The following is a 25425-nucleotide window of genomic DNA, read 5'->3' as shown; positions in this document are numbered from 1 at the left end:
TCCCTGGCACGCCCCCTGCTGTTTGGCGAGGGAGTCCAGAATACAGCGCGGGGACGCGTCAGCGCGGGATGATCGTCGAAAGGAGTTTTCTGTGAGGGCAAGGCTGGTGGCCGGTCTCATGAGGACACGCGCGGACGCCGAGAGGGCGGTCGAGCGCGTGATGCGTTACGGGTTCAGGCGCGACATCATCAGCCTGGTCGCGAGCGACGCGGCGCCCGGCCAGGAGCTCGAGCGCGGGGGCGAGGCGCTGGGGTCGCTCGCGGCCGCGATCGGGGCGGTCAGCACGACCGTGGTGGTCGCCGGCCTCGGGCTCGTGACGGCGGGGCCGCTCGCGGCCGCGCTCGCGGGCGCGGGCGACGCGCCCTGTGGGCTCGTCGGCGCGCTCGCCGGCGCGGGCGTCCCCGAGCACCGTGCGTGGGCCTACGAGGCGGGGCTGCGTGAGGGCGCGGTCCTCGTGGCCGTCCATGCCCACTCCGAGCGGGACGCGGAGATCCTGGCGCTGATCCTCGAGTATGCCGGCGCCGAGGACGTCCGGAGCGAGAGCGCTCCGAGGCGTCCTTACGACAGCTTCATTTAGCTTGCCCGCGAGCGGCGAGCGCGGCCGTCGCGTGGCAAGTTGCCCCGTTGAGGCGCCCTGGCGCGTTCGCCGCCACGAGCGAGGTCAGGCGATCCCCGAGACAGGTTCCTGGCATGGGCGATGCTCCAGATCTCGCGTGGGACGCGTGGAGCCGCAGGGCGAGCGGTTGGACGGCCGGAGCAGGCGTCAGGAGAGCGCATGTCGAACAACATGACCCAGGAGCTCGAGCACACCCTCGGCGAATGCTTCGAGGCCGGCGCGATGATCGGGGACAAGTACCAGCTCCTGCGCAAGGCGGGAGAGGGGGCGATGGGATCCGTCTGGGTCGCCGCGAACACGGCGCTCGAGGCGAACGTGGCGATCAAGGTGCTGCGGCCCGAGATGCGCTCTCCTCCCATCGCGGAGCGGCTCCTCCGCGAGGCGCGCGCCGCGGCGAAGCTCAGCCATCCCGGGATCGTGCGCGTCTTCGATCTCGGCAAGACCGAGTGCGGGACGCCGTACATCGTGATGGAGCTCCTGGAGGGCGAGGCGCTGCGGGATCTGCTCTGTCGGGAACAGCGGCTGACGCCCGAGGCGGCGGTCGCGATCCTGCTGCCCGTCGCGAGCGCCATGCACGCGGCCCACGAGCGGGGCATCGTCCACCGGGATCTCAAGCCGGACAACGTGATGCTCACGGACCAGGGCGGCGGGCGGATCCAGACGAAGGTCGTCGATTTCGGGATCGCGAAGGTCACGTGGACAGAGCCGGAGTCCGGCGCGACGGGCGCGGCGGTGATCGGGACGCCGCAGTACATGCCGCCCGAGCAGGCGATGGGGCAGGGGCGTATCGATCACCGCGCGGACATCTGGGCGCTCTGCACGATGCTTTACGAGGCGATCGCGGGCGAGACGCCGTACGCCGACGAGAAGGGGTTCGGGACGCTGCGCGCGATCGTGCAGGATCCGGTGCCGTCGCTGGTCGAGCGGCGCCACACGGATCCGGCGCTGTGGGCGATCATCGAGCGGGGGCTGCGCAAGGCGCCCGCGGAGCGCTGGGCGAGCATGCGAGAGCTCGGCGTCGCGCTCGCGACATGGCTCGCCGCCCGCGGCGTGTCGGAGGACGTGTGCGGGGCGTCGCTGCGCGCGCAATGGCTGGACGAGCGGGGCAGCCAGGCGCCGGCGCCCTCGCCGCGGCCGGCGGCGAGCTCGGTGCCGACGCTGCACTCGCGCCGCGCCGACGATCCCCTGGAGCGGCCGCCGCGCGCATCGGCGCGCCCGGCGGCGCCGGAGGCGGCGGCGCGCAGGGCGGCGCCGGAGGCGGCGGCGCGCAGGGCGGCGCCGGAGGCGGCGGCGCGCAGGGCGGCGCCGGAGGTGGCGGCGCGCAGGGCGGCGCCGGAGGTGGCGGCGCGCAGGGCGGCGCCGGAGGTGGCGGCGCGCAGGGCGGCGCCGGAGGTGGCGGCGCGCAAGGCCATCGAGGAGAGCGGCGAGCGCGCGTGGAGCGAGGCCACGGTGAGCCTGCGCGAGGCGGCGGCGCCGCCGCTGCGGCCCACGTTGCGGGAGCGCTACCCGCTCCGCGGGGTGGCGGCGGCGGGGCTCGTGCTGCTGGCGGGGGTGGCGACGTGGAAGATGGCGCTCTCCGGGTTCGCTCTCGAAGCCGAGCGGACGCTTGCGGCTCCGGCCGCGCCCGCGCCGCCCGTGGACGAGGACGAGGCGGCGCCTCCCGCACGGCCGATGGCCGAGCCGAGCTCCGTCTCCGTGACAGCCCGCATGGCGAGCGGGTTCGTCGCACCGCCGGTGGTCGCGCCCGCCGCGCCCCCCGCTGCGCGCACCGGGAGGGCCGCTCCCGCAGCCCCGCCGGCATCGCCGGCGCCGGCGGCGCCGCTGGCGCGGGCGGCGTCGCCGGCACCGCCGGCGTCGTCGGCACGGGCGGCGTCGCCGGCACCGGCAGCCCCGGCGACGCCGAGGACGGCGGACCGGCTGGCCGCGCCGGCGCCGAGCGCGCCGCCGGGGCTGCCCGTGGCCAGCGCGGGCCTCTCGGCCGAGGCGGGCGCGGACGCCGCGGCGCCGCGGCTCCCGGTGCAACCGGCCCCGGACGGCTCGCCGCGCGAGCCTGACAGCGCGCGTTGCCCCGACGGAGGGCAGGAGGGCGGGGCAGCGGCCTGTCCGCCCCGGGAGACCCGGGAGGAAGCTCGGGAAGACGCCTCGACGGGCGTGGTGGTCGACGGCCAGGACGACGCCGGGGCGGCCCCGGAGGAGCCCGAGGCGCACGGCCCACCTGCCGACGAGGCGCCGGTCGTGGACGCCGGGCCGGCGGAGGGAGCGCCGCGCCCTCAGGCGACGCCGTAGCGGTCCGGGGCGACGGGGATCGCCCTGCCGTCTCGGTCTCTTCGACCCGAGCGCTCCGTCAGCGATAGCCGCGGAGGCACGCGAGCAGGCTCGGCGTGGGCTCCCAGCGGCACTGGCCCAGGACGTCGCGCGAGCAGATGCCATAGGCCTGGTAGCAGGCGTGGAATTCGCTCCACTCGCAGGTCGTCATGACCGGCCGATCCGAGCAGACCTGCCCTCCGCAGCCTGTCACCATGCAACCGCCGGTCGCGATGGCCGCGGCGCTGCTCTCGCCCACGTTCTCGTCGCCGTTCTCCGCCGGTTCGGTGTCCGTGTCCGCGCCGGCGGGCCCGGGATCGCAGCCGGCCATCGCGGCGAGCAGGGCGACGGGGACGGCTGCGCGACAGGCGCTCTTCCAGTGCTGCGTGATTCGATGTTTCATCCTCGTTCCCCCTCGTGATGGCGCGTTCCCCCGCCTGATGCCGGGCCGACGTCCAGCCCTCCTCGTGCCTGGTCTGGGGCCGGAGGGGAGTCGCGCCAAGCGGGGCGCGCCGGAGGGCATGGCCGCGCCACGCCGGTGAGCGCGGCTCCCCGATCCCTGAACGCGCTCGGGAAGATGCTTCTCGCGCATCTCCTCGGCTCCTCGGGGAGATCGAGGGAGAATGCCCGCGAAAGCGACCATTCGCGATTCTCGTTTCGGCTCTCCGCCAGGCTCCAAGCTTTCTCGGGCGAGACGTCCATGGGTCGAATCTCCGCATCCCACTCCGGGTACCCGCCGACCTCCTCGTGCACTGAGAGCGCCTCTCAAAACCTCCCGCCGCCAGGCGGCCGAGGGGGGGCGCATCGCGTCGTTGCTCCTCGTCGCCCTACTTCAGCCCGCGCGGCTCCGACGGGTGCGCACGCGGGGGGCAGCGCCTCGTCCAGCAGCCAGATCGACTTTGCTCTTTCTCATTGACAACGACCCGACGCACAGTAGGCTTCGCCCAATATCCATGATTTCCATATCCGGATGGTGACTATGGATCCGTTCGAGGGGAAGGACTTGTTCGACGGTGAGACGTTCGATGGGCTCACTCTGGAACGAGCGGACCTGAGCGACCGAGAGTTTTACCATTGTGTATTCCGGCGTTCGAAGCTCACCGAGAGCCGCTGGAGGCGCGCTCGGCTCGAGAGCTGCGTGTTCGAGAGATGCGATCTGACCCAAGCCGACCCCACGATGCTCTCGCTGCGCGACGTGGCATTCAACTCCTGCAAATTGACGGGCATCAACTGGACGAACATCGCAAAGTTCCCCGACATGTCGTTCGAGGACTGCGACATGCGATACAGCATCATGGATTCGCTGGCGGTGCGCAAGACGCGCTTCGAGCGGTGCGCGATCACTGAATCGGCGTTCGCCGCGACGGACCTCGTCGGATCCGTGTTCGAGGAGTGCCGCTTCGCGGGGACACGCTTCGAGCAGTGCGACCTTCGAAACGCGCAGTTCCCTCGGTCCCATGATCTGTTCCTCGATCCGGCGAGGAACAACGTGAAGGGCGCACGCGTTCCGCTCGAGACGGTGCTCCTCCTCGCGGCCTCGTTCGGCATGCACGTGCTCGGCTTCACGGAAAAGGACGGCGGATGACGTGATCGCCGTCGATGTCCGCGGCGGCCACCGCGCCGCGGGGCTCATCGCGCGCGAAGGGAGCCGCCCGCGCCGTCCGCACCAGCGCGCCGGCGACCTGGATGTCGACGCATGACGTCGCTTTCCAGGGGCCGAGTCGCATAGAAAAATGTTCGGTCAACCCAGGGCAGGTCCCGCAGTCGAGGCTTGACGTCTCCGAAGCGTCTGGACCTTCTCCCCGGGCCTCGCCCTGATTCGCGTCACCGCGCGCGGGCTCACGCCTTCGCCGGGAGCCACGCGACGATGAGGGACGCGAGCGTCTCCGCGGCGGCCGCTTCGCTCGTTCGCCCGCGGAGCATCTCGCTCGCGATCGCCTCGGCGGCGCCGATGATCCCGACGCAGCGAAGGTGGAGCTCACGCCCGGGCAGCTTCGCGTACGCGGCGAAGGTGTCCCGGTAGATGGCGGCGTACTCGTCGAGCACGCGTTGCCGGAAGCCCTCCATCTCCTCGTCGCCCTTCAGCGCCGCCGTGATCGCGTACCACTCGGGGCCGACCGTGGTGTAGCAGCTCATGTACGCGCGGCTCGCGACGCGCGCGACGTCCGCGAGGCGCGCGGGCGCGCGCTCGAGCGCCGCGAACATCAGCGCCCGCTGCCGCACGTCGATGCGCTCGCACAGCGCGATGAGGAGCCCCGAGCGGGTCTTGAAGTGCTCGTAGGCGATCGGCTTCGTGACGCCGGCGCGCTCCGCCACCCGCCCGAGCGTCAAGGCGTCGGTCCCCTCTTCCCGGATGATCGCGAGCGCCGTCTCGAGGAGCTGCTCGCGCCGCTCGGCCTTCGGAAGCCGCTTGTTCGATGTGTCGCTCATGCCGCCCTCACCCTGCGACCGCCCCCGCGACCCGCACGGCGAAGAACGCCGCGGGCAGGCTTGACAGAACGATCCTCCGCTCACATTACTCTTGGTAACTTACTGACAGTAAGTTTAGCACGCCCAGCGGGACGCGTGCGAGAGGAGCTCATGGGTCATGAAGAACGGCACGGGGCAGTCGGTTCTCATCGTCGGAGGGTCTGGCTTCGTGGGCGCGCTGGCAGCGAGGACGCTGCGCAGGCTGCACCCCGGCCTGCCGATCACGATCGGCGGCAGAGATCTCGCGAAGGCCGCGGCGGTCGCGGAGCGGCTCGGCCGCGCCGATGCCGTCCGCGTCGACCTCGAGCGGGCGGATCTGGGGCAGCGGGCGGGCGAACGTCACGGCGCGGTCGTCATGTTCGTGAAGGACGAGCGGATGAACGCGCTCCGCTTCGCGCAGCGAGCGGGCGCCGCCTACGTTGACATCTCGACCGCGGGGTTCGAGCTCGCGCCCGAGGTGGCGCTCTACGCAGGGCGCCCGGAGAGCGCGCCCGTCCTGCTCGCGAGCCACTGGCTCGCCGGCTCGGCCACCTTGCCGGCGCTGCACTTCGCGAAGGGCTACGCGCGCCTCGAGAGCATCGCGATCGGCGCGGTCCTCGACGAGGAGGACATGGGCGGCCCGGCCGCGTACGCCGACTTCGAGCGCCAGTCCAGGGCCGGGCAGATCGCGCTCATCCTGAAGGACGGCAGGTGGATCGGGGCGGGCGGGGAGGACGCCTCGCGCTCGTTCGTGACGGTCGATGGGACCGAGGTGAAGGGCCAGGTCTATCCGCTGCTCGATCCCCTGAGCCTCGCCGCGGCGACCGACGCGCGCTCGATCCGCTTCGACCTCGTGGTCGGCGAGACGGCCACCCGCCGGCGGGGCGAGCCGTTCTCGACCGAGATCGTGATCGAGCTCGAGGGCGTGCGAAAGGACGGCTCGCGAGGGCGCTCGCGTCACGAGCTCGTGCATCCGGAGGGCCAGGCGCCGATGACCGCCGTCGGCGTCGCCGTGGCGGTCGAGCGGCTGCTCGGCCTCATCGGCGGCGAGCGCGTGGCCCCCGGCCTCTACCACCCGAACGCGCTGATCGAGCCCGAGCACATGGTCGCGCGCCTCGCCGCGTTCGGCACGCAGATCCGCAGCGCGTGAGCGCGCTCGATGGAACATCACGAGGACCATTCAAGACAGGAGATATCCGTGACAACTGCACTTAAACCCGTTCTCCTCCTGGGTGGCTCGGGCGTCGTCGGCTCCCGCGCGGTCGCGGCGCTCCGCCGGCTCCAGCCCGATCTTCCGATCGCGATCGGCGGCCGCGACCTCGCGCGCGCGAGCGCGGTCGCGCAGCGCGCGGGCAACGCGACCGCGCTCAAGGTCGATCTCGATCGCGCGGACCTCGGCGCGCCCGCCGGGGCGGCGTTCAGCGCGGTCGTCACGCTGCTCAAGGACGAGACGCTGAACTCGATGAAATACGCGCAAGCCCACGGGCTCCCGTACGTCTCGTTCTCGGATTACCTCTTCGAGATCGGCCCGGAGGTCGCGCTGTACGTCCAGGCGCCGACGAGCGCACCCATCCTCTTCCTCGGCCACGCGCTCGGCGGCGCGGTCACCGTCTCGGCGCTCCACTTCGCGCGCGAGCTCCGATCCATCGACACGCTCGACGTGGCGGTCGTGGTCTACGACGACGACCACGGCGGCCCCGCCGCGCACGCGGACATCGAGCGCGGCGGGCGGGTGCCGAACACGCTCCTGCGCAAGGGCGGTCGATGGATCTGGGCGTCCGGGGACGACGCGGAGCGCACGGTCACGGCGGCCGACGGCACGGAGCATCGCGGGCGCGCCTACCCGCTCCTCGACGTCGTGAGCCTCGCGGCCGCGACGGACGCCCCGAACGTCCGCTTGGACCTCGTGGTGCGCAGCGCCGCGAGCCGGCCGGCCGGCAAGCGTCCGTCGACCGAGATGATCTTCGAGCTCGACGGCGTCGGCGCGGGAGGAGAGGAGCGCCGGGTCCGGCACGAGATCGCCGACGACGAGGACCTCTCGACGTTGAGCGCGCGCGGCCTTGCGCTCGCGGTCGAGCGCCTCCTCGGGCTCGCGGGAGGGCCGCCCGTCGCTCCGGGCCTTTACAACCCCGAGACGATCCTCCATCCGGCAGACGTCGTTCAGAAGCTCGAGGCGTTCGGCGCTCGGATCGCGCGCGACGTGCGGAGAGGGTGATCGACGAGCGCCGCTGGCGAGCGCCGAGGACCGACGCGCGGTGCGTGGGAGGAGCAGGAGAGCGCAGGGGGACCATGAACGGCTCGGCGTCGACGCGCACGATCCGCCCGTCGCCCGAGGCCGCGAGCTCCCCGACGAGCGCGCGGGTCGGCGCGTACCGGGCGCGGTTACTGCAGGCCGAGCGCGAGCTCGAGCCCGTCCGCCGTGGTGGCCCGCTCGAAGCTCACGGTCGTCGCGCCGCGCACGAGCCCATCGATCGCCCGGCGAAAGGCCCTGATTCGCTCGACCGCCTGCGCCCCCCGTGAGAGCAACCGAGGTGTCGTGGAGAGGGTTGAGTCGCTCACGTGCCAACGGGCCTCGTGTGTCAACATCCGGTTGACACCGTGGACACCCCTACGTGACGGCGGCGATCGCGCCTTTCGGCCGGAGAGGACGGAAGGCGGTTCCTCGGCGGAAAAATGCAGCAGAGGCGCGCGATTCAGGCCATCGCGTCGGCGGCGCTCGGTGGCCCGCGCGTTGCTGATACGCTCGCGTGACCGTCGCGCGGCGAAGCGCCGCATCGGGCCCACGCGCCGGGGGTCGAGTGCGGTGTCCGCACGGAGATGACCCGAGTCGTCAGGGCGAAGCGTCCTCTCGAGTGGACCGTTCGACAGGCTCGATGGGCCGACCATCACGGCCATGACCAGCACCGGTCACCGGCACGATGGCCATCCTCCAAGTCGAGCGGCACACCATCAATCAGCTTGATCCTTATTACTCCCTGGAGGTCGTTTGCAATACCGGCTCCGTTTCACGCGCACCATGCCCCTGGGCGCGCTCTCTCTCGCGGCCCTGATGGCCGCTCTTTCCTCCTGCGGTGACGACACCGCCGGCTCCACCGCCGGCGGCTCCTCGTCCAGCGGATCCGGCGCAACCGGCGGCGGATCCAGCGCATCCGGCGGCGGATCCAGCGGATCCGGCGGCGGATCCAGCGGATCCGGCGGCGGATCCAGCGGATCCAGCGGCGGATCCAGCGGATCCGGCGGCGGATCCAGCGGATCCAGCGGCGGATCCGGTCCCTCGCCCAGCACCTCCAGCGCCTCATCGGGCGGCGGGAGCTCATCCTCCGGCGGCTCCGGCAGTCCCGGAGCTTCCGGGGACTGTATCGACCTGGTGACCAACCCGGAGATCAACTGGCGCGAGTCGTCGTTGCAGAGCGATCAGGAGATTGTTCAGTGTCTGGCGGAGACCCTGGGGCGGCCCGTGGGTTACGGGGAGAGAGCCCTGGGCGGCTTCGACCCCGATGGCAACAGCCGCCTGACGGTGATCACCACCCGCTCGAACGTCTCGGTGGAGCAACAGATCTACGACGCCGTCACCGGTGACGAGCACAACTGGGTGGTCTTCGACAAGGACGATTTCAAGAGCGATCACGACATCGCCATGTACCGTCTAAAGTGCAGCGAGCCCGCGGTCCTGGCCAAGCTGGGCGCCACCGAGCGGCAGTGCGTCAATTACCAGGAGTGGTGCGACGCCAAGGGCGTGCCGGCGGCCGACTGCGAATATCAGTTCTTCAACGTCGCCATGAACGACGCCGACCTGCCCGTTCGCAACGTGGTGATCGGCTCCAACACCACCATCGACGGCCGCATGAGCCGCGCGGTCTTCCGCTTCAGCGGCTTCGCCATAGGCCGCGACAGCACCGGCACGCCGACCCAGACCTCCGAGAGCGTGATCCTCACGCACTTGAGCTTCAAGGGGGCCGGGCACGTGGAGGACCATGGCCTGGATCCGGACATGATCCGCTCCACCGGCGCGTCCCACGACATCTGGATTCACAAGAACAGCTTCAGCCTCACCGGGGACTCCGCCTTCGACGTGAAGGTCGGCGCCCACGACATCACCATGTCGTTCAACCGCGTCCTCGACGTGAAGCGGGCCACCCTGCATGGATCCAGCGACAGCCACACCATCGACACGCAAATCACCACCACCATGCACCACAACGCGTTCGTCACGAGCGGGTCGTTCTACGACGAGGGCCGCGGCACGGCCCGGAGGGTGCCTTTGCTGCGCCATGGATCCTCGCACATGTTCAACAACGTGTTCGTGAACTACTACAAGGACTTTGCCAGCGTGCGGATGGGCGGCACCTTGCTGTTCGAAGACAATGTCTTCCTGGGCGGAACCCCGGTCCAGAGCGAGAAGAGCGACCTGGGCGCCGCCTTCGACGAGTGGGTGACGCGCCGGCTCTCCGGCAACGTGGTGGACGACGGCAGCTTCACCACCACCGGCTCTTTCGCCTGGTTCTCCGACGACGAGTGCATCATCGACCCGACCTACAAGGCCGCAGTCCTGGCCGGCGGCGGCGCGGCGCGGGATCTCTCCCAGGATTACTCGGAAGAGTCGCGCGCGCTGATTGGCATGCACAAGCTCGGCGCCGGCCAGGACCTCGTGGACTACGTCAACGCGACGGCGGGCAAGTATGGCGCCGTTCCGTTCAACTCGCCTCTCTCCGAGGGGCGCGACGCCATCCTCGGATTGCCACGCGACGCCTGCGTTCGCTAGCCCTATTCAGATCCCGAGGGCCTGCAGCAGCCCGCCGTCGCGCCCGTGGAGCTCGCCGCGCCGGCGGATGCCCGCGCGGCGGGGCTCCAGGAGGTCCAGGCTCACGCTCCACAGCGCGTTCCTCACCCGCTCGATCACCCCCTGCCTGGGCAGGTCGTCGAGGCGCACGGCCGCGCTCCGCTCCACGTCCCGCTCGAACAGCAGGGCGGCGTCCCTCACGAAGGTGGGCTGCTTGACGATGAGGTTCGCCTCGCTCACGCACCGCAGGCTCGTCGGGTTCATGTTGAAGGTCCCCACCGTCGCCCAGTCGTCGTCGATGACGGCGAACTTCGAGTGGAGCATCGACGGCAAGAACTCGTAGATCTGGAGCCCGCTCTCCAGCCACGATCGGCACCTCGCGAGGCTCGCGCGGCGGACGCTGGGGAGGTCGGAGTCGCGCGGCACGATGATCCTCACGTCGATCCCGCGGCGCGCCGCGTCCATGAGCTCGCGCTCCAGGCCGCGGGGCGGGCAGAAGTACGCGTTCTCGATCCACACCCGGCGCCGCGCCGCGCGCACCCGCTCCAGGTGACGCTCGTAGATCAAGGGCGGCGGCGCGGGCGCGTCCGTGATGAACTCCACGTCGTCGTAGACGCCCCCCGTCCAGTAATCGAAGGATCGCCCCGCGGCCTCGTCCGCGAGCATCCAGCGGCGCTCGAACACCCCCGCCATGTCGGTCACGCACGGCCCCGCCACCCGGCTACAGACCTCGTGCCAGCCGCCGCCGCCCTGCTCGCGCGGGAGCCACTCGTCGGCCCACGCGGCGCCGCCGACGTAGCCCGCGCCGTCGATGACCACGATGCGCGCGTGCTCCCGCGGGAACAGCGCGCCCCCGCGGACCTCGAGACGGACGGCGATCTCGCCATCATCCCGGAGGGCGGCCAGGGCCTGCCCGTGCCCCGGGGCAGGGACCGGACGCGGGGCTCGCCTGAGCGCCGGTCAGGCCGGGCCGAGGCGGCGCGCGCCGCGGCGGGCGAGGATGGCCGCGAGGGCGAGGGCGCCGAGCGCCCCGCCGACGGCCGCGCCCCGCCGCCGCGCCCGAGAGGCGCCGTCGCCGTCGAGGAGCGGGGTCGCCGCGCCGCAGAGCGCCTCGGCGTGGACGCTCACGCGGGCGCGCAGCCAGTTGTCGACCGGGGCCTGCTGCGGCGCGGGGCTCAGGACGAGGTCCGTGTCGAGCGCGGCGCGCGGCAGGTTCGCCTCGAGGCGCGTGAGCCAGACGTCCCTCGGGTGCAGGCCGATCATCGCGACCGCGAGGTCGTCGAGCGGCCCGCACGCGAGCGCGCGCGCGTCGATGTCCGCGGCGGCGACCTCACCGCAGCCCGGATCCGACAGCGGGGCGCCCGCGGGGCACGGGTTCGCCACGACGCGGCCGTCCGTCGCGAGCCCGGCGAGGCGCGCGGCGCACGCGGCGTCCTCGGTCTCGCCGTTCGCGAGCCCTTGCTGGACGTACGCCGCGGCGATCGTGTCGACCGGGGTCGTCGAGCCGCTCGTGGTGTACTGCACGCCGAACGGCGCCGCGGAGCTCGACACGCGCGAGAGCAGCGAGCCGCGCTGCGCGTAGGGGGTGAGGAACGCGCGGCCGCCGTCGGCCGCGGCGAGCGCCTTCTCGCGGAGCACGCCGTAGTTCGAGTCCTGCGAGGCGAAGTCCCACGCGAGCAGGTCGTGCGGGACGCTCGCGGCCGCGAACCCGTCGGGGGCGAGGCGCGCCTCGCTGATGGTGAACAGGGTGATGGCGACGCTCGCGCCCGTCCCGGCGGCGACCATCCGGAGCGGCAGCGTGGGGCTCGCGCCGGGCATGACGACGCGCACCGGCTTCATCTCCTTGACGTCCTTGCCCGGCTGGAGCTTGAGGGCGATGAAATCGAAGCCCTCGGCGACGTAGGCGTCGATGACCGGCTGCGTCGACGCGTCGACGCCGAAGCCGTTCGCGTCGAGCCACGCGTTCAGCGCGCCGGGCGTGTCGGTCGCGAGCGTCGCGGTGTCGTACGGGCCGACGGTGCCGCGGTGGAGCACCGTGACCTGATCGCCCCGCGAGAAGCCTCCGGCGGAGTCCGCGGCGCTGGCCACCGCGCCGCAGCCCACCCCGCCGCCCCCGCCGCACATGGAGCTCGGCGGGGTGATGCGCACCGACGTGGCCGCGTCGAGCGTCTCGAACCACGCGTCCGAGCCGACCTCCAGGGTGGCCCCCCGCTTGACCGGCAGCACCCAGGCGAACTCGCTCGGCTCGCCGGCGTACTGGATCTGGTCCCAGAGCACCGACTGGACGGGCGAGACGGAGAGCACCATGCGGTGCGCGTTGACGACGGTCGTCTCGGTGACCGGAGCGAAGCAGCCGCCGCACGCGAGCGCGTCGCGCGGCGACAGGAGCAACGCGGAAGGGGCCGAGAGCGCGAGCACCGCGAACAAGCGAAGTTTCATCGACGTCCTCCATGGGCGCGGGTCCACGCGCGGACCCCGGAGCGCGCGGACGGCGCGCGGCGCACCACGGCCAGGGTATCGAAGCCGGCGCGGGGCAGGTGGCCTGCGCACGATCGGGGCGGCGCGGCCGCGCGCCGCCCGCGACCGCCGTCAGACCTGAGCGCGCCAGGCGTCGATGTCGCGGAGCGCGCGCTCGGCCATGGCCTCGTAGCGGGCGCGCTTGCGCAGCTTGCCGTGCGCGGGGTCGAGCGGCGCGATGTGCGCCCAGGTGATGTTCGACGGCTGATACGACGGCTGCTTCCGGCCGAGGTGCGTGAGGATGCCACCGAGCGCCGTCGTGGGCGGCGGCGGCTGGAGCGGCGCGTTGCGGAGCTTCTGCGAGAGCAGGACGGCGCAGACGAACCCGGCCGCGGCGCTCTCGACGTACCCCTCCACGCCCGCGATCTGGCCGGCCAGGTGCACGCCGGGCAGCGCGCGCAGCTCCATGGCCGGGCCGAGGAGCGCCGGCGCGTCGACGAAGGTGTTCCGGTGCACGGAGCCCATGCGAAGGAACTCGGCCTCCTCGAGGCCGGGCACCATCCGGAACACCCGGAGCTGCTCGGCGTACTTCATGCGCGTCTGGAAGCCGACCAGGTTGTACGCGGTCGCGGCCTCGTCCTCCGGGCGCAGCTGGAGCACCGCGTAAGGGCGCCGGCCGGTGCGCGGATCGGTGAGCCCGACGGGCTTCATCGGCCCGTACGCGAGCGTCTGCTCGCCGCGCGCCGCCATCACCTCGCAGGGCAGGCACCCCTCGAAGTAGCGCACCTCCTCGAACGCGCGGGCCTCCACCTTCTCGGCCTCGACGAGCGCCCGCACGAACGCCCTGTACTGCGCCTCGTCGAAGGGGCAGTTCACGTACGCCTCGTCGCCGCCCTCGGCCTCGTCGCGGCGCTCGGCCTCGTCGCGGCGCTCGGCATCGCCTCGGCGCTCGGCCGCGTCGCCGCCATCGGCCACGCCGCGGCGCTCGGCCGCGTCCGCGTGCGGGCCGGGCCGCTCACCGCGGGCCGCGCCCCCCTTGCCGTAGCGCGACTGCTTCCACACGCGCGACCAGTCGAGCGAGTCGGCGCTGACGATGGGCGCGATCGCATCGTAGTAGGCGAGGTGCTCGGCGCCGACCGCCGCGGCGAGGCTCGCCGCGAGCGCGTCGGACGTGAGCGGGCCGGTCGCGAGGATCACGGGGCGCTCCGCGGGGATCTCGGTCACCTCCCGCCGCTCCACGGTGATGCCGGGGTGGCCCTCGATCGCGCGGGTCATCGCCTCGGCGAACCGCTCGCGATCGACCGCGAGCGCGCCCCCGGCCGGCACCGCGGTCTCGTCGGCGCACCGCAGGGCGAGCGAGCCCACGCGCCGGAGCTCTTCCTTGAGGAGCCCCACCGCGTTGCTCAGCGCGGCGCCGCGCAGCGAGTTCGAGCAGACGAGCTCCGCCAGCCGATCGCTCGTCTGCGCGGGGGTGCGCCGGTGCGGCTTCATTTCGACGAGGCGCACGCGCAGCCCGCGCTGCGCGAGCTGGTACGCCGCCTCGCAGCCGGCCAGGCCGCCGCCGACGACGACGACGTCGTACGGGCTTTCCGATGGATTCATGCAGCTCACCAGGAGGGGGACAGGGACGAACAGGGGGGAACAGGAGCGGGAAGGATGGGGCGACGGCGCGCCCTTGTCAGCTCGCCGTGCGGCGGGCGCGCGCGGGCTTCTCGGCGGCTCCCCGCGCCCCCTTGGCCGCGCCGGGGCTCGGCGACGCGGCCTCTTCCGCCGGCGCGGCCTCGGGCCGCTCGGCCGGCGTGGACGCGGGCCGGATGGCCGACTGCGCCGGGGCGCCGCTCGCGACGCCGGCCGCCGCGTCCTGCGGGGCGGCGCCCTCCGCGGCGGCGCCCTCCTCCCCTTCTCCCTCGACGATCTCCTGCTTGAAGCCGCAGTCCTTCGTCGCGCACACGAGCATCGCCTTCTTCCCGGCGGTGCGGGTGACGAACTTCGCGCCGCACGAGGGGCACGGGATGGGCACCGGCTTCTGCCAGAGCTTGAAGTCGCACTTCTGCTCGGCGTTCCAGTTCGAGCAGCCGTAGAAGGTGCGCCCGCCCTTCTTGCGGGGCCGGATCTCGATGAGGTCGCCGCCGCACTGCGGGCAAGCGACGCCCAGCGGGACCGGCCGCGTGTTCTTGCAGGTGGGGTAGCCGGTGCACGACAGGAAGTCGCCGAAGCGGCCCGTCTTGATGATCATCGGCTTGCCGCACTTGTCACACGAGATGTCGGTCTCGCGGACGGCGGCGGCCCCCCGGGCGTCCGACAGGTCGCGCGTGGCCTTGCACTTCGGGTAGCGCTCGCAGCTCAAGAACCAGCCGTTCTTGCCCCATTTCTTGAGCATCATCGACCCGCACTCGTCGCAGACGATGTCGGTCTTCTCGGCCTCGGGCTTCCACGGCGCGAGCTTCTTCGACAGGTCGAGCTGCTCCTTGAACCTCTTGTAGAAGCGCTTGAGCAGCTGCTCCCGCTTGAGGTTGCCGGCGCCGACCTCGTCGAGCTCCTCCTCCATCTGCGCCGTGAAGTTCGGATCCATGATGTCGAGGTTCGAGCGGACGAGCCCGTCGACCACGAACTTCCCAAGCAGCGTCGGCTGGAACGCGCCGCCGTCCCGCTTCTCCACGTACGCGCGCTGCTGCACCTTGCCGATGATCTCGGCGTACGTCGACGGGCGGCCGATGCCGCGCTTCTCCAGCTCGCGCACCAGCGAGCCCTCGTTGTAGCGGGGCGGCGGCTGCGTGAACTTCTGGTCGGTGACGACGCCCGGCGGCGCCACCACGGCGAGCGCCTCGCCCTCCTTCATGTCGGGCAGGAGCGCCTCCGCGTCCTCCTCGGCCGAGGGGCCGGGCGCGGCCGCGCCGGCCTCCGCGGCGCCGGCCTCCGCGGCCTGCGCCACGACGCCGCCCTCCGCCGCGGCCGCGCCGGCGCCGTTGCTCTCCTCCTCGCCCGCGAACTCCTGCTGGCCCTCGGTCACCTGCAGCCAGCCGGCGAACTTGAGGATCCGCCCGCTCGCCCTGGCGAGGTAGCTCCGGTACGCGGGCCCCGCGACCGTCGGCGTCACGTCGATCTCGACGGTCGTGCGGTCGTAGACCGCCGGGTTCATCTGCGAGGCGACGAAGCGGTTCCAGATGAGCTTGTACAGCTTGTACTGCTCGTCCTTGAGGTGCTTCTTGATCGAGTCCGGGTGGATCTCGACGCTCGTCGGCCGGATCGCCTCGTGCGCGTCCTGCGCGTTCTTCTTCGACTTGAAGACGTTCGGGCGCTCGGGGACGAACTCCTTGCCGTACCGCTTCGCCACCACCCCGCGCACCTCGGCGATGGCGTCGTCGCTCACGCGCGTCGAGTCGGTACGCATGTACGTGATGAGGCCGACCGGGCCGCCGTCGCGCTTGAGATCGATGCCCTCGTAGAGCGCCTGGGCGATCTGCATCGTCCGCTTGGCGCCGAAGTGCAGGTAGTTCGTCGCGTCCTGCTGGAGCTTGGAGGTGGTGTAGGGGGCGGGCGGGTTGCGCTTCTGCTCGCGCCGCACGACCTTCGCCACCTGGAAGCGGGCCGACTCGAGATCGGCGCGGACCCTCGCGGCGACCTCGCCGTTCGTCACCTCGAGCTTCTTCCCGTCGGCCAGGGCCACCTTGGCGACGAACGGCGCGCGGGCCGGCGGGCTCGCCGCGGTGAGGCCGACGGCGATGTTCCAGTACTCCTCGGCCACGAACGCCTCGATCTCGCGCTCGCGATCCACGATGAGCCGCAGGGCGACCGACTGCACCCGCCCCGCCGACAGACCGAACGCGAGCTTCGACCACACGAGCGCCGAGACGTCGTAGCCGACGATGCGGTCGAGCACGCGCCGCGCCCGCTGGGCGTCGTAGAGGTTCTCGTCGAGCTTGCGGGGGTTGTGGACGCCGTGGTCGACCCCCTTCTTCGTGATCTCGTGGAACTCGACCCGCGCCACCTTGAGCTTCGGGTTCTTGATCTCCTCCGAGATGTGGAACGCGATCGCCTCTCCTTCGCGATCGGGGTCGGTCGCCAGGAGCACCTCGTCCGCCTTCTTCGCGGCGGACTTGAGCTCCTCCAGGACCTTCTCCTTGCCCTCGATCACCTCGTAGGTCTCGGCGAAATCGTTCAGCACGTCGACGGCGTTCTGCTTCTTGGGCAGATCCTTGACGTGGCCCTTGGAGGCGAACACCTCGTACCCGTTGCCGAGATACTTCTTGATGGTCTTCGCCTTTGCCGGCGACTCTACGATGACGAGCGTCTTGGCCATCACCACCTTCTGAGCAACGAGATCAGGGCTTGTGAGGAATGAAGGGCGACCTTCGGTTCGAGGGAGACCCCCTCGCGAGGAGGCGGCTCCCCGAAACCGCACAGGGAGGGTGAGCCGGCGCGCCCCTTCAACGAAGAGCCCGCCGAAACAACCCGGCGGGCCCCTCTACTACTACGGCTTGGAGCGTCAACGTCAAGAGTGCCTCCACGGCGCGCCTGGGCGGAAGCCCCGTCTTTTCGCAGACCTCATCCACGTGCGACGGCCGGGCGCCCAGGGCATCGAGGACGGCGCGCTCCTCGGCGCCCCGCTCGCCGCCGGCGCCGAGGCCGCGCGCGGGCGCGCCTTCCCCCGGCGGCGCGGGCGGCGCGCTCGCCAGCGCGGCGGGCGGCGGCGCGGGGAGCGGCAGCGTGGAGCAGGCGGGCGGGGCGCCGCGGGGAGAGCGCCGCGCCCGCCTGCGCGGCGGCGGCGCCGGACCGCCGAGGACGTCGATGACGTCGGCCGCGCGCGTGATCGGGCGCGCGCCGGCGACGAGCTCCATCGCGCAGCCGACGCCGCGCGGGTCCCACGGGGCGCGGGGGACGACGCAGAGGTGGCGCCCGAGGCGACGGGCGGCCGCCGCCGTCGACCGGGCGCCGCTCTCGATGCCCGCCTCGACCACGACGGTCGCGCGCGTGAGCGCCGCGAGCACGGCGTTGCGCTGGAGGAACAGGCCCGGCAGCGGCGGCGTGTCGTCGGGGACGCGGGCGAGCAGCGCGCCGCCCGCGGCGACCACGCGATCGAAGAGCCCCGCGTGCTCGCGCGGATAGGGGTGTGCGTGGCCGCTGCCGCTGACGACCACGGTCGGCGCGCGCGCGTCGAGCGCGCCCTCGTGCGCGGCGGCGTCGATGCCGCGCGCGCCGCCCGACCAGATCGAGAAGCCGGCCTCGCCGAGCGCCGCGGCGAGCCCGCGCGTGAACCGCAGCGCCTCGTCGCTCGCGGCGCGCGTCCCGACGATCGCGACGCCCGGCGCGGCCGGGAGCGCGCCGCGCAGGTAGAGCGTCGGCGGCGCGACCTCGGCCTCCGTCACGAGGGCCCAGAGGGGCGCGGGGTAGGATGGATCGGCGGGCAGGATCTCGATCGACGCCATACGCCGCGTGTCGACCGGCGCGCGGCGCGAGTTGCGCGGGGTGAGCCCCGCGCGCAGGGGTCGCCGCGCGCGCGGCGATCGCCGCGTCACGGGGTATCTGCGGGCGGGGACGCGCTCGGCGGCGCCGTGTCGGGCGGGGACGCGCCGGGCGGAGCGGCCGGAGGCGCGCGCCGGTAGCCCTGCACGAGCACGACGCCCTCGCCGCGCCGCACCTGCGCATGGAGGCCGAGGGCGAGCGGCGCGGCGCCCGGGTTGGAGAAGCACGCGCCCCGGCCGCCGATCACCGCGATCGGGCCGCGGTCCGCGTCCTGGGCCACGATCTCGAGCGCCGGCGGCGCGCCCCTCGTGAGGAAGAGGTCGACCTCGATCACGCCGAGGCCCCCCTGCGCGATGAACGCCGCGCACTCGCCGGGCGCGACGCGCACCGGGATCGCGCCGCTCGCCCCCTCCGCGAGCGCGAGCGACGCGACCTCGCCCCGCGGCTCCATGCCCCTCGCCTCGCCTCGCGCGGTGTTGGCGAGCGCGAGCGCCGTCACCCGCGGCACGGGCGCGCGCGCGGCCGCCGGCTGCTGCCCCGCGCGGCTCAGGAACATGCGCGCCGCCTCGGGATCCGGCGCGGGCGCATCGCTCGGCGGCGGCGGGTTCCGCGGCGCGGGCGCGGGCGCGGGCGGCGCAGGCGCGGGCGGCGGGCTGGGTCGCAGGACCGCGGCGCCGCGCCCCGAGGCGCCGCCGCAGCCCGGCGCGGCGAGCGCGAGCGCCGCGGCGAGCAAGCAGGGCGCCGGCCTGAACGGATGATGCTCGAGCGAAGCGGGGGCGCGCCGCACGGCGCCGACCTTACCAGAACCGTCGCGCGGCGCTCGGTCCGCGAGCGGCCGGCCGTGGGCCGTGCTACCCCCTCGCCCGATGAAACCCAGGGACATCGTCGTCGCGACGCACGGTCATTGCTTCGACGGCATGGCGAGCGCGGCGCTGTTCACCCGTTTGATGCAGGCGCTGCGCCCCGGCGAGCCGCTCGCGCTCCGGTACCGCTCCTGCGGCTATGGCCCAGGCATGACGATGATCCCGCCCTCGTGGCTCGACGGCGACGAGAACGCGATCCTCGACTTCCGCTACACGCCGACGAAGAAGCTGACGTGGTACTTCGACCACCACGTCACGGGCTTCGGCTCGGACGCCGAGCGCGACGCGGCGCTCGCCGGCGCGTCGCGCTCGCCGCGCGCGGGCGACGCGCCGCACGTCTTCTACGACGCCGCCTACGGCTCGTGCACGAAGCTCATCGCGGACGTCAGCCGCGAGCACTTCGGCGTCGAGATGGCCGGCGTCGAGGAGCTCGTCCGGTGGGCCGACCTCATCGACACGGCGCGCTTCCCCTCGGCGGAGGCCGCCGTGAGCCGGGAGGAGCCGATCATGCAGCTCGCCTCCGTCGTGGAGCACCACGGGGACGGGCCGTTCCTCGCGTCCGTCGTGCCCCGGCTGGTCGAGCGGCCCGTGAGCGAGGTGGCGCGCGCGCCCGACATCCAGGAGCTCTGGCGGCCGCTCTCCCTCTCGCGGCAGACCTTCGTCGAGCGCATCGGGCGCGGCGCGCGGAGGCTCGGCCGCGTGGTGCTCGTCGACCTCTCCGACGCGCCGCTCGAGGCGGTCGGCAAGTTCATGACGTACGCGATGTTCCCGGACTGCGTGTACTCGGTCACGCTCTCCCGGCAGAAGCAGCACTACAAGCTCTCGGTCGGCTACAACCCCTGGTGCGGCGTCCCGCGCGATCGCGACATCGCGGCGATCTGCCGCCGCTACGAGGGCGGCGGGCACCCGGCGGTGGGCGCGGCGTCGTTCCCGCTCTCCGCGCTGGAGCGCGCGCGCGAGGCGGCCCAGACGGTCGCCCGGGAGCTCGACGAGGAGCCGCGGGCGTGACGTGGGCCGAGCTGCGCTTCCGCCGCGGCGCGGGCGCGCCGGGGCCGGCGGCGCCGCGGAGCTCGGCCGGGAGGGCGGGCGCGCGCGCGCCGCTCATCATCGGGCACCGGGGCGTGCGCGGCGAGGGCGCGCCCCCGGAGAACACGCTCGCCGCCTTCGAGGAGGCGGCCGCGCAGGGCGCCGACGCGATCGAGCTCGACGTGCGGGTGTGCGGCTCGGGCGAGGTCGTCGCGCTGCACGACCCGGACCTCGCGCGGGTGACCGGAGGCGCGGATCCGCGCGCGGCCGCGGCGCTTCCCTGGGACGAGCTCCGGCGCGTGGATCTGGGGGGCGAGCGGGTGCCGCTGCTCGCCGAGGCGCTCGCGTTCGCGCGCGGGCGGCGGCTCGCGGTCAACGTCGAGATGAAGCGGGACGTGCCCGACCGCGCCGCCGTCGTGCTCGCGACCGCGCGACTCCTGCGCGCCTGGGATCCGCGCCACGCGGTGCTGGTCTCGTCGTTCGATCCGGTCATGCTGGCCTCGCTCGGGCTCATGGCGCCGGCCGTCCCGCGCGCGCTGCTCGTGCACCGGAGCCGCTACCACGACGCGGCCGTCCGTCTCCCCCCGGTGCTCGGCTCCTTCGCCGCGCACGTCGAGCGGACGATCGCGTCGCCCGAGCGCATCGCGCTGCTCCAGCGCGCGGGGCGCGTCGTCAACGTGTGGACGGTGAACGATCCGGGCGAGGCGCGAGATCTCGCGGCGCTCGGCGTCGACGGGCTGATCACCGACGCGCCGCGCCGCATCCGCGACGCGCTCGCCTGACGCGCCGCTACCGCCCGACGCGCCGCCACCGTCGGACGCGCCGCCACCGTCGGACGCGCCGCTACCGTCGCTGCCAGGGGTCGACGAGCTCGTGGGTCCGGCGCGGGCGCTTTCGTGGAGCCGGGCGCGCCGTCGGCGCCGGGCGCGCCGGCGGCGCCGGGCGCGCGGAGGACGCCGGCTCCGCCGTAGCCGACGGCGCCGACGTGGGCGAGGCGCTCTCCGCGGGGGGCGCCTCCTCGCCGCGGGGCGTCGCCGCCGGCACGGCCACGCGGACCACCTCGACCGAGCGCGGGGCCGCGCTCTCGGCCACGGGCTGAGCCGGAGCGGCCCTGGGCGCGGCCTGCTCCTCGCCGGCCGGGCGGCGCAGCGCGGTGAGCGCGATGGCCCCGCTGACGACGAACAGCGCGACGCACGCCAGCAGCCAGCGCCGCGTCGCGCTCGCCCGAGGGGGCCGCTGGATCTCGTGGAGCTCCCCGGCCGCGGCGACCGTGAGCGTGCCGGGATGGAATGGACCGGAGAGCGGCGCGGGATCGGCCTCCTGCGGGGGCGGCGCCGCGCCGTCAGGCACGGCGGCGGAGGGGTCGGGCCCGGCGACCGAACGGACCTCGCCGGGCGGATCGTGCTCGCCGCCGTACGGCGACAGCCCGAGCAGCGTGCCCGTGCGCGACGTCGGCGGCGCCGCCCTCGGCGCGGAGGGCACCGGCAGCGGGATGCCCACGTCGCCGGCTGCGGCCACGAAGGCGTGTGCCATCTCCTGCGCCGACTGGAAGCGCTGGGACCGGTCGCGCGCGAGCGCGCGCTGGAAGAAATCGTCGAGGTCCGCCGGCAGATCGGGCGCGAGCTGCGTCGCCTTCGGGATCGGATCGACGAGGATCCTCGACAGCACGGCGCCGAGCACGTCGCCCTCGAACGGCAGCCGGCCGGTGACCGCGCGGAAGAGGATGACCCCGAGCGACCACAGGTCGCTCCGCGCGTCGAGGTTCTTGTCGCCGCGCGCCTGCTCCGGGCTCATGTAAAATGGGGAGCCCAGGAGCTCGCCGGTCTTCGTGGTCTCGTCCGTGATCGGCGTGCCGCGCAGCTGCTTGGCGATGCCGAAGTCGAGGACCTTGAGGATCTCCTCGTCCTCGTCGGCCCGCGCGAGGAACAGGTTGCCGGGCTTGAGATCGCGGTGGACGAGCCCGGACTCGTGCGCGCGGCGCAGCGCCTTGCCGGTCTGGACCGCGATGAGCGCCGCGTCGGCGACCGGGATGCGCCGGAGCCTCCGCAGGCGGCGGCTGAGATCCTCGCCCCGGAGCAGCTCCATGACGAGGTACGGGACCGTCCCCTGGATGCCGTAGTCCTGCACGCTCACCACGTGCGGGCTGCCGAGGGTCGCCGCGGTGCGCGCCTCACGGTAGAAGCGCGCGCGGAACTCGGGCGAGGCCGCGTGCTCCGGGTCCATGAACTTGATGGCCACCGGCCCGCCCAGCTGGACGTGGCGAGCCGCCCACACGGAGCCCATCCCACCGCGTGAGAGCGGCGCCTCCAGGCGGTATTTCTCGCCGACGATCGTTCCCGGCTCGACGTCCATCGCCGACTCCTCCCGCCATGGCGAGGTGGATTGCGCATTTTTAGACGCTCGCGGGAGCGGCGTCCACGCCGTAAGGCGAAAGCTGCAGGGTACCGAGAGACCGCCCCTTGCCCGACATCATCCCCTCAGCGGGGAGGAGGCGCCCGGCGCTCTCAGTCCCTGCAATCGACATAACGGCGGGTGACGCCGCCGGGAACCGGCTGGATGAACGCCCCCGGCACGAGGGGCGGATTCCACCGGGCTTCCTTGTACTGAAAGATCATGTCGTCCTCGGTGTTGGGCACCCGCATGCGGATCGAGCGAGGGATCTCGGCCTGACAGGCGCCGCCGCTCGGCGGGATGGGATCGTCGATGCCCTCCGGATCGACGCGCGGCGGCGCGGTGCGGATCGCCGCGTGATGGCTCAGCTCGGCGTGATACAGGTCCACGCCGCGCTGCGTGACCCGGACGTCCCTGACGCGCAGCTGCTGCTGGCTCCACGGCAGGCTCCAGTCCCCCGGGCGCGGCTCGAGGTGGATCTCCTCCGTCGCGTCGCGCGTGCTCTGGATGAGCACGCGGTAGAAGCCGTCGCCGTCCCAGGCGATCGAGGCGCCCTGGGGCTCGTGCGCGAGGACCGGCGCCTCGCCGCGGAGCAGCGAGACGAGCGCGTGCCCGGGGATGGGCACCTGGGTGAGCCGCGCCAAGTTGCACGCGCTCGCGGGGCCGTGCAGAAACTGCTTTTCGCCCACATCGAGCATCTGGAACAGGCTGCCGTTCGACGTGAGGGTGTAGAGCGTCGCGCCGAAGGGGCTCACGACATCGAAGCGGACCCGATCGGGGTTGACCGCCAGGAAGTACAGGTCGCCGCGGATCCTCCCGTGGCGCGAGAAGTGATCGATCTTGGCCGTGCCCTGGACGCCGTTCACGCACGCGTACGTGGCCTTCATCCGGTCGAGCGCCGCGTCGGCGGTCGGAAACCGGGACGGGGGCGGGTCCACGGCGGCACAGCCGGTCACGAGCACGGCGAGGGTTGTTGCGGCCCAGGCGGTCGCGCGATGGCGCATGGGCGCGGACGCTGACAAGGATCGCAGAGCCCGTCAACCGCGGAGGCGGCGCGAACACGTCGCTTCCGTCATCGAGGAGATGGGGACGAAGAGAGGGGGACGGCAGGGAGGGTCCGGGGTGCCTGCGCCGCACGTCCGGCCGGGGCGAGACCCCGGCCAGACACGAGCGCCCCCGGATCAGGACGCCCGGAGCGCCTCGAGCAGATCGATGTCGGGGATTGCGATCGGGAGGCGAGCGCGCACGACGGCGACATCGTTGTCCTCGCAGAGGCGTGCCACCGCGAGCCCGTCGAAGAGGGAGATGGGCGCGGTCCCGGGGATCGAGGCCTCCTCGCGCGCGCCGGAGAGCATCTGACCGGCGGTCAGGATCCAGCCGGCGGTCGCGGGGCCGTAGTGGTGGAGCGAGCCGCGGAGCTCGGTGACCCGCTCGCGGCCGACCTCGCGGCCGTCCCGCCGGATGACGAGCGCCAGCTTGATCTCGTCGCCCGCGGTGCGGAGCGCCCCGGAGAAGTGGCTCTCGCCGCCCGGCGCACCGGCGCGGCGCACGGTGCGCAGCTGACCCAGCCCGATGCGCTCGAGGGCGAGGACGCAGACCTCGACGAAGGCGTGGCCCGGGAGCTCGGCGAGCTTCCGCACGAAGGCGCGCCGCGCGGCCTCCCGGTAGCGCTCCACCGCGGCGAGCGCCTCCTGCTCCAGCCGCGCGAGGTCGCCCGAGAGGAGCCAGTCCGTCAGCGCGATCCTGCCGCCGGCGAAGCGGAAGCGAGGCCGCTGCCCCGCGGCGATCCGGCGCGCGTTGTCGGCGCGCACGGCGGCCGCGACCTGGGACTGCACGAGCTGCGCGTCGCCGGCGAGGCGGCCGCGGCGCTGCGCCGTCTCCGCGATCTGCCGGAGCGAGACCGCGCCCGCGTTCCTGTCGAAGGTGGAGAGGATGCCCGCGACCGCGTCGGCCAGATCACGGCCGGCCAGATCGTCGAGCGCATGCCCTTCCCCGCCCGTGAGCTCGATCACCTGCGGGCCGCGGTAGACCGGCTCGCCGCCGAAGCTGTCGGTCCGCTCGGGCCGCTCGGCGCGCTCGATGCGCTCGGAGCGCGGCGGCTCGCGGCCGTTCTCGCGCCGCGCCTCGAACACCGGCGTCGCGACGTACGAGGGCAGCCCGCCGGTGCTCACGCCGGCGTCCGCGGTCCCGCGGCCGCGCCGGCGGCGGCGGCGGCGGCGGCGGCCCTCGCCCGGCTCGCCCGACGAGCCGGGCGTCACCCGGTCGTCGCCGCCGAGGATCGGCTGATCGTCGTCGTCCTCCTCGTCGAAGAGCTCCGCCGCCCCGGCGACCGCCTCCGCCCGCATCGCCTCGTCCGGGCCCGGCGGCTCCGCATCCTCGAGCTCGGCGTCGGCGTCGTCCTCGTCGAGGTACGCGGTCGCGGCGCGCGGCGAGGAGGGCGCCGGCGCCGGCACCGGCTCACGCGCCGCCGGGATCTCCACGCCGTTCAGCCCGGCCGCGCTGTGCGGGCCGGACACGACCTCTCCGCTCGGGGGCACCGCCTGCGCCTCCTCGTCCGCCTCGTCGGCCTCCGCCTCGACCTCGGCCGCGCCCGCCTCGACCTCGGGCTCGGCCGCGAAGGCGCCTGCCTCGCTCTCGTCCGCCACCGCTTCGTCGTCCGCGCTCACCTCGATCGCGACCGCTTCTTCCTCGTCCTTGCGCGCCTTGGGCGCCTCGGGCTTGCCGCCGCGCTTCGCCTTCTTGCCGTCGAGCCCAGACTTGATCGTCTTCTCGTCCCACTCGCGGAGCGCGAAGACGCCCGGCTTGACCCGCACCAGGGGATTGTCCGCCGTGTCCTTCTTCAGCGTCGCGGCGAGGCGGGCGCCCATCGTGACCTCTGGGCTCTTTCCAACGTGGCTAAGGAGGTTCTTCTCGATCGCGATATCGGTGATCTCTTTATAGTGAAGCGGTCTGCCGACGAGGCGAAGCACCTCGGCGGCTGCATCCGTGAACGTCATTTTGTTCGCCCTTCGGGCGCGCCGCCCGGCGGGCGCCCTCGTCGTCCCCATCGCGGCCGCCCCGTCCAAAGTGGCTGACGA

General features: G+C 73.3%; 21 protein-coding genes. 8 read left to right on the top strand and 13 right to left on the bottom strand.

Annotated elements, in window-relative coordinates:
* Window positions 1–118: 118 nt before the first annotated feature.
* Window positions 119–577: a hypothetical protein gene (locus WMF31_RS12960; RefSeq protein ID WP_436602238.1), complete on the top strand. Its 459-nt coding sequence runs from the start codon at window positions 119–121 to the stop codon at window positions 575–577.
* 198 nt (window positions 578–775) lie between these two features.
* The gene (locus tag WMF31_RS12955) at window positions 776–2902 is read left to right on the top strand and encodes a serine/threonine-protein kinase (protein WP_436602237.1); all 2127 of its coding nucleotides are present in this window, start codon (window positions 776–778) and stop codon (window positions 2900–2902) included.
* Between the two features lie 58 nt (window positions 2903–2960).
* Here the strand turns inward: WMF31_RS12955 and WMF31_RS12950 are convergent, their stop codons facing one another.
* On the bottom strand, window positions 2961–3323 hold the full coding sequence (locus tag WMF31_RS12950; RefSeq protein WP_436602236.1) for a hypothetical protein: 363 nt from the start codon (window positions 3321–3323) through the stop codon (window positions 2961–2963).
* Window positions 3324–3890: 567 nt separating this feature from the next.
* Between WMF31_RS12950 and WMF31_RS12945 the strand changes: the two genes are divergently transcribed.
* Complete coding sequence (locus tag WMF31_RS12945; protein WP_436602235.1) at window positions 3891–4505, top strand: pentapeptide repeat-containing protein; 615 nt, start codon at window positions 3891–3893, stop codon at window positions 4503–4505.
* Here the strand turns inward: WMF31_RS12945 and WMF31_RS12940 are convergent.
* Window positions 4483–4665: a hypothetical protein gene (locus tag WMF31_RS12940; protein WP_436602234.1), complete on the bottom strand. Its 183-nt coding sequence runs from the start codon at window positions 4663–4665 to the stop codon at window positions 4483–4485. The two genes, WMF31_RS12945 and WMF31_RS12940, sit on opposite strands and share 23 nt — an antisense overlap.
* A 94-nt stretch (window positions 4666–4759) precedes the next feature.
* A complete protein-coding gene (locus WMF31_RS12935) occupies window positions 4760–5350 on the bottom strand; it encodes a TetR/AcrR family transcriptional regulator (protein ID WP_436602233.1) in 591 nt (196 codons plus the stop codon).
* 157 nt (window positions 5351–5507) lie between these two features.
* Between WMF31_RS12935 and WMF31_RS12930 the strand changes: the two genes are divergently transcribed.
* Complete coding sequence (locus WMF31_RS12930) at window positions 5508–6518, top strand: saccharopine dehydrogenase NADP-binding domain-containing protein (RefSeq protein ID WP_436602232.1); 1011 nt, start codon at window positions 5508–5510, stop codon at window positions 6516–6518.
* A gap of 48 nt (window positions 6519–6566) precedes the next feature.
* A complete protein-coding gene (locus WMF31_RS12925) occupies window positions 6567–7583 on the top strand; it encodes a hypothetical protein (protein WP_436602231.1) in 1017 nt (338 codons plus the stop codon).
* Between the two features lie 167 nt (window positions 7584–7750).
* Here WMF31_RS12925 and WMF31_RS12920 read toward each other — a convergent pair whose 3' ends face one another.
* Window positions 7751–7927: a hypothetical protein gene (locus WMF31_RS12920; RefSeq protein ID WP_436602230.1), complete on the bottom strand. Its 177-nt coding sequence runs from the start codon at window positions 7925–7927 to the stop codon at window positions 7751–7753.
* Window positions 7928–8354: 427 nt separating this feature from the next.
* Between WMF31_RS12920 and WMF31_RS12915 the strand changes: the two genes are divergently transcribed.
* Window positions 8355–10130 carry a pectate lyase gene (locus tag WMF31_RS12915; protein ID WP_436602229.1) on the top strand — a complete coding sequence of 592 codons (1776 nt, stop codon included), beginning with the start codon at window positions 8355–8357 and terminating at the stop codon, window positions 10128–10130.
* Window positions 10131–10136: 6 nt separating this feature from the next.
* Here WMF31_RS12915 and WMF31_RS12910 read toward each other — a convergent pair whose 3' ends face one another.
* The 6 genes from WMF31_RS12910 to WMF31_RS12885 all read right to left on the bottom strand — a co-directional run bounded on the left by WMF31_RS12910 (window position 10137) and on the right by WMF31_RS12885 (window position 18855).
* Window positions 10137–10967, bottom strand: a complete 831-nt coding sequence (locus WMF31_RS12910; protein ID WP_436602228.1) for a phospholipase D-like domain-containing protein — start codon at window positions 10965–10967, stop codon at window positions 10137–10139.
* A 141-nt stretch (window positions 10968–11108) separates the two neighbouring features.
* The gene (locus WMF31_RS12905; RefSeq protein WP_436602227.1) at window positions 11109–12587 is read right to left on the bottom strand and encodes a DUF2330 domain-containing protein; all 1479 of its coding nucleotides are present in this window, start codon (window positions 12585–12587) and stop codon (window positions 11109–11111) included.
* Between the two features lie 150 nt (window positions 12588–12737).
* Window positions 12738–14207: a methylenetetrahydrofolate--tRNA-(uracil(54)-C(5))-methyltransferase (FADH(2)-oxidizing) TrmFO gene (trmFO, locus tag WMF31_RS12900; protein ID WP_436602226.1), complete on the bottom strand. Its 1470-nt coding sequence runs from the start codon at window positions 14205–14207 to the stop codon at window positions 12738–12740.
* Between the two features lie 76 nt (window positions 14208–14283).
* Window positions 14284–16905: a type I DNA topoisomerase gene (gene topA, locus WMF31_RS12895; RefSeq protein WP_436602225.1), complete on the bottom strand. Its 2622-nt coding sequence runs from the start codon at window positions 16903–16905 to the stop codon at window positions 14284–14286.
* A 127-nt stretch (window positions 16906–17032) separates the two neighbouring features.
* Window positions 17033–18031, bottom strand: coding sequence for a DNA-processing protein DprA (locus tag WMF31_RS12890; RefSeq protein WP_436602224.1), 999 nt, complete (start codon window positions 18029–18031; stop codon window positions 17033–17035).
* An 86-nt stretch (window positions 18032–18117) separates the two neighbouring features.
* Complete coding sequence (locus WMF31_RS12885; protein WP_436602223.1) at window positions 18118–18855, bottom strand: hypothetical protein; 738 nt, start codon at window positions 18853–18855, stop codon at window positions 18118–18120.
* Window positions 18856–18934: 79 nt separating this feature from the next.
* Here WMF31_RS12885 and WMF31_RS12880 point away from each other — a divergent pair, with 79 nt between their 5' ends.
* Complete coding sequence (locus WMF31_RS12880) at window positions 18935–19939, top strand: hypothetical protein (protein ID WP_436602222.1); 1005 nt, start codon at window positions 18935–18937, stop codon at window positions 19937–19939.
* Window positions 19936–20739, top strand: coding sequence for a glycerophosphodiester phosphodiesterase (locus WMF31_RS12875; protein WP_436602221.1), 804 nt, complete (start codon window positions 19936–19938; stop codon window positions 20737–20739). Before WMF31_RS12880 ends, WMF31_RS12875 begins: the two co-directional genes overlap by 4 nt.
* Window positions 20740–20800: 61 nt before the next feature.
* Here WMF31_RS12875 and WMF31_RS12870 read toward each other — a convergent pair whose 3' ends face one another.
* The 3 genes from WMF31_RS12870 to WMF31_RS12860 form a co-directional block, all read right to left on the bottom strand.
* Entirely contained in the window at window positions 20801–22309 is a 1509-nt protein-coding gene (locus WMF31_RS12870; protein WP_436602220.1) for a protein kinase domain-containing protein, read from the bottom strand.
* Between the two features lie 152 nt (window positions 22310–22461).
* A complete protein-coding gene (locus WMF31_RS12865) occupies window positions 22462–23352 on the bottom strand; it encodes a LolA family protein (protein ID WP_436602219.1) in 891 nt (296 codons plus the stop codon).
* A gap of 177 nt (window positions 23353–23529) precedes the next feature.
* Complete coding sequence (locus tag WMF31_RS12860) at window positions 23530–25344, bottom strand: HTH domain-containing protein (RefSeq protein ID WP_436602218.1); 1815 nt, start codon at window positions 25342–25344, stop codon at window positions 23530–23532.
* Between the last annotated feature and the right edge of the window lie 81 nt (window positions 25345–25425).

This window comes from Sorangium sp. So ce1036, from assembly GCF_051369805.1.
GTDB classification, from domain to species: Bacteria; Myxococcota_A; Polyangia; order Polyangiales; family Polyangiaceae; genus Sorangium; species Sorangium cellulosum_F.
This window is presented reverse-complemented; position numbering and strand designations above follow the sequence as displayed.

Excerpts from the sequence above, each read along its gene's own strand:
- WMF31_RS12930 (WP_436602232.1), top strand. The coding sequence starts at position 5,508 with ATGAAGAACGGCACGGGGCAGTCGGTTCTCATCGTCGGAGGGTCTGGC.
- WMF31_RS12890 (WP_436602224.1), bottom strand. The coding sequence starts at position 18,031 with ATGGCGTCGATCGAGATCCTGCCCGCCGATCCATCCTACCCCGCGCCC.
- WMF31_RS12960 (WP_436602238.1), top strand. The coding sequence starts at position 119 with ATGAGGACACGCGCGGACGCCGAGAGGGCGGTCGAGCGCGTGATGCGT.
- WMF31_RS12945 (WP_436602235.1), top strand. The coding sequence starts at position 3,891 with ATGGTGACTATGGATCCGTTCGAGGGGAAGGACTTGTTCGACGGTGAG.
- WMF31_RS12880 (WP_436602222.1), top strand. The coding sequence starts at position 18,935 with ATGAAACCCAGGGACATCGTCGTCGCGACGCACGGTCATTGCTTCGAC.
- WMF31_RS12950 (WP_436602236.1), bottom strand. The coding sequence starts at position 3,323 with ATGAAACATCGAATCACGCAGCACTGGAAGAGCGCCTGTCGCGCAGCC.
- WMF31_RS12870 (WP_436602220.1), bottom strand. The coding sequence starts at position 22,309 with ATGGACGTCGAGCCGGGAACGATCGTCGGCGAGAAATACCGCCTGGAG.
- WMF31_RS12860 (WP_436602218.1), bottom strand. The coding sequence starts at position 25,344 with ATGACGTTCACGGATGCAGCCGCCGAGGTGCTTCGCCTCGTCGGCAGA.
- WMF31_RS12905 (WP_436602227.1), bottom strand. The coding sequence starts at position 12,587 with ATGAAACTTCGCTTGTTCGCGGTGCTCGCGCTCTCGGCCCCTTCCGCG.
- topA (WP_436602225.1), bottom strand. The coding sequence starts at position 16,905 with ATGGCCAAGACGCTCGTCATCGTAGAGTCGCCGGCAAAGGCGAAGACC.
- trmFO (WP_436602226.1), bottom strand. The coding sequence starts at position 14,207 with ATGAATCCATCGGAAAGCCCGTACGACGTCGTCGTCGTCGGCGGCGGC.
- WMF31_RS12935 (WP_436602233.1), bottom strand. The coding sequence starts at position 5,350 with ATGAGCGACACATCGAACAAGCGGCTTCCGAAGGCCGAGCGGCGCGAG.
- WMF31_RS12865 (WP_436602219.1), bottom strand. The coding sequence starts at position 23,352 with ATGCGCCATCGCGCGACCGCCTGGGCCGCAACAACCCTCGCCGTGCTC.
- WMF31_RS12955 (WP_436602237.1), top strand. The coding sequence starts at position 776 with ATGTCGAACAACATGACCCAGGAGCTCGAGCACACCCTCGGCGAATGC.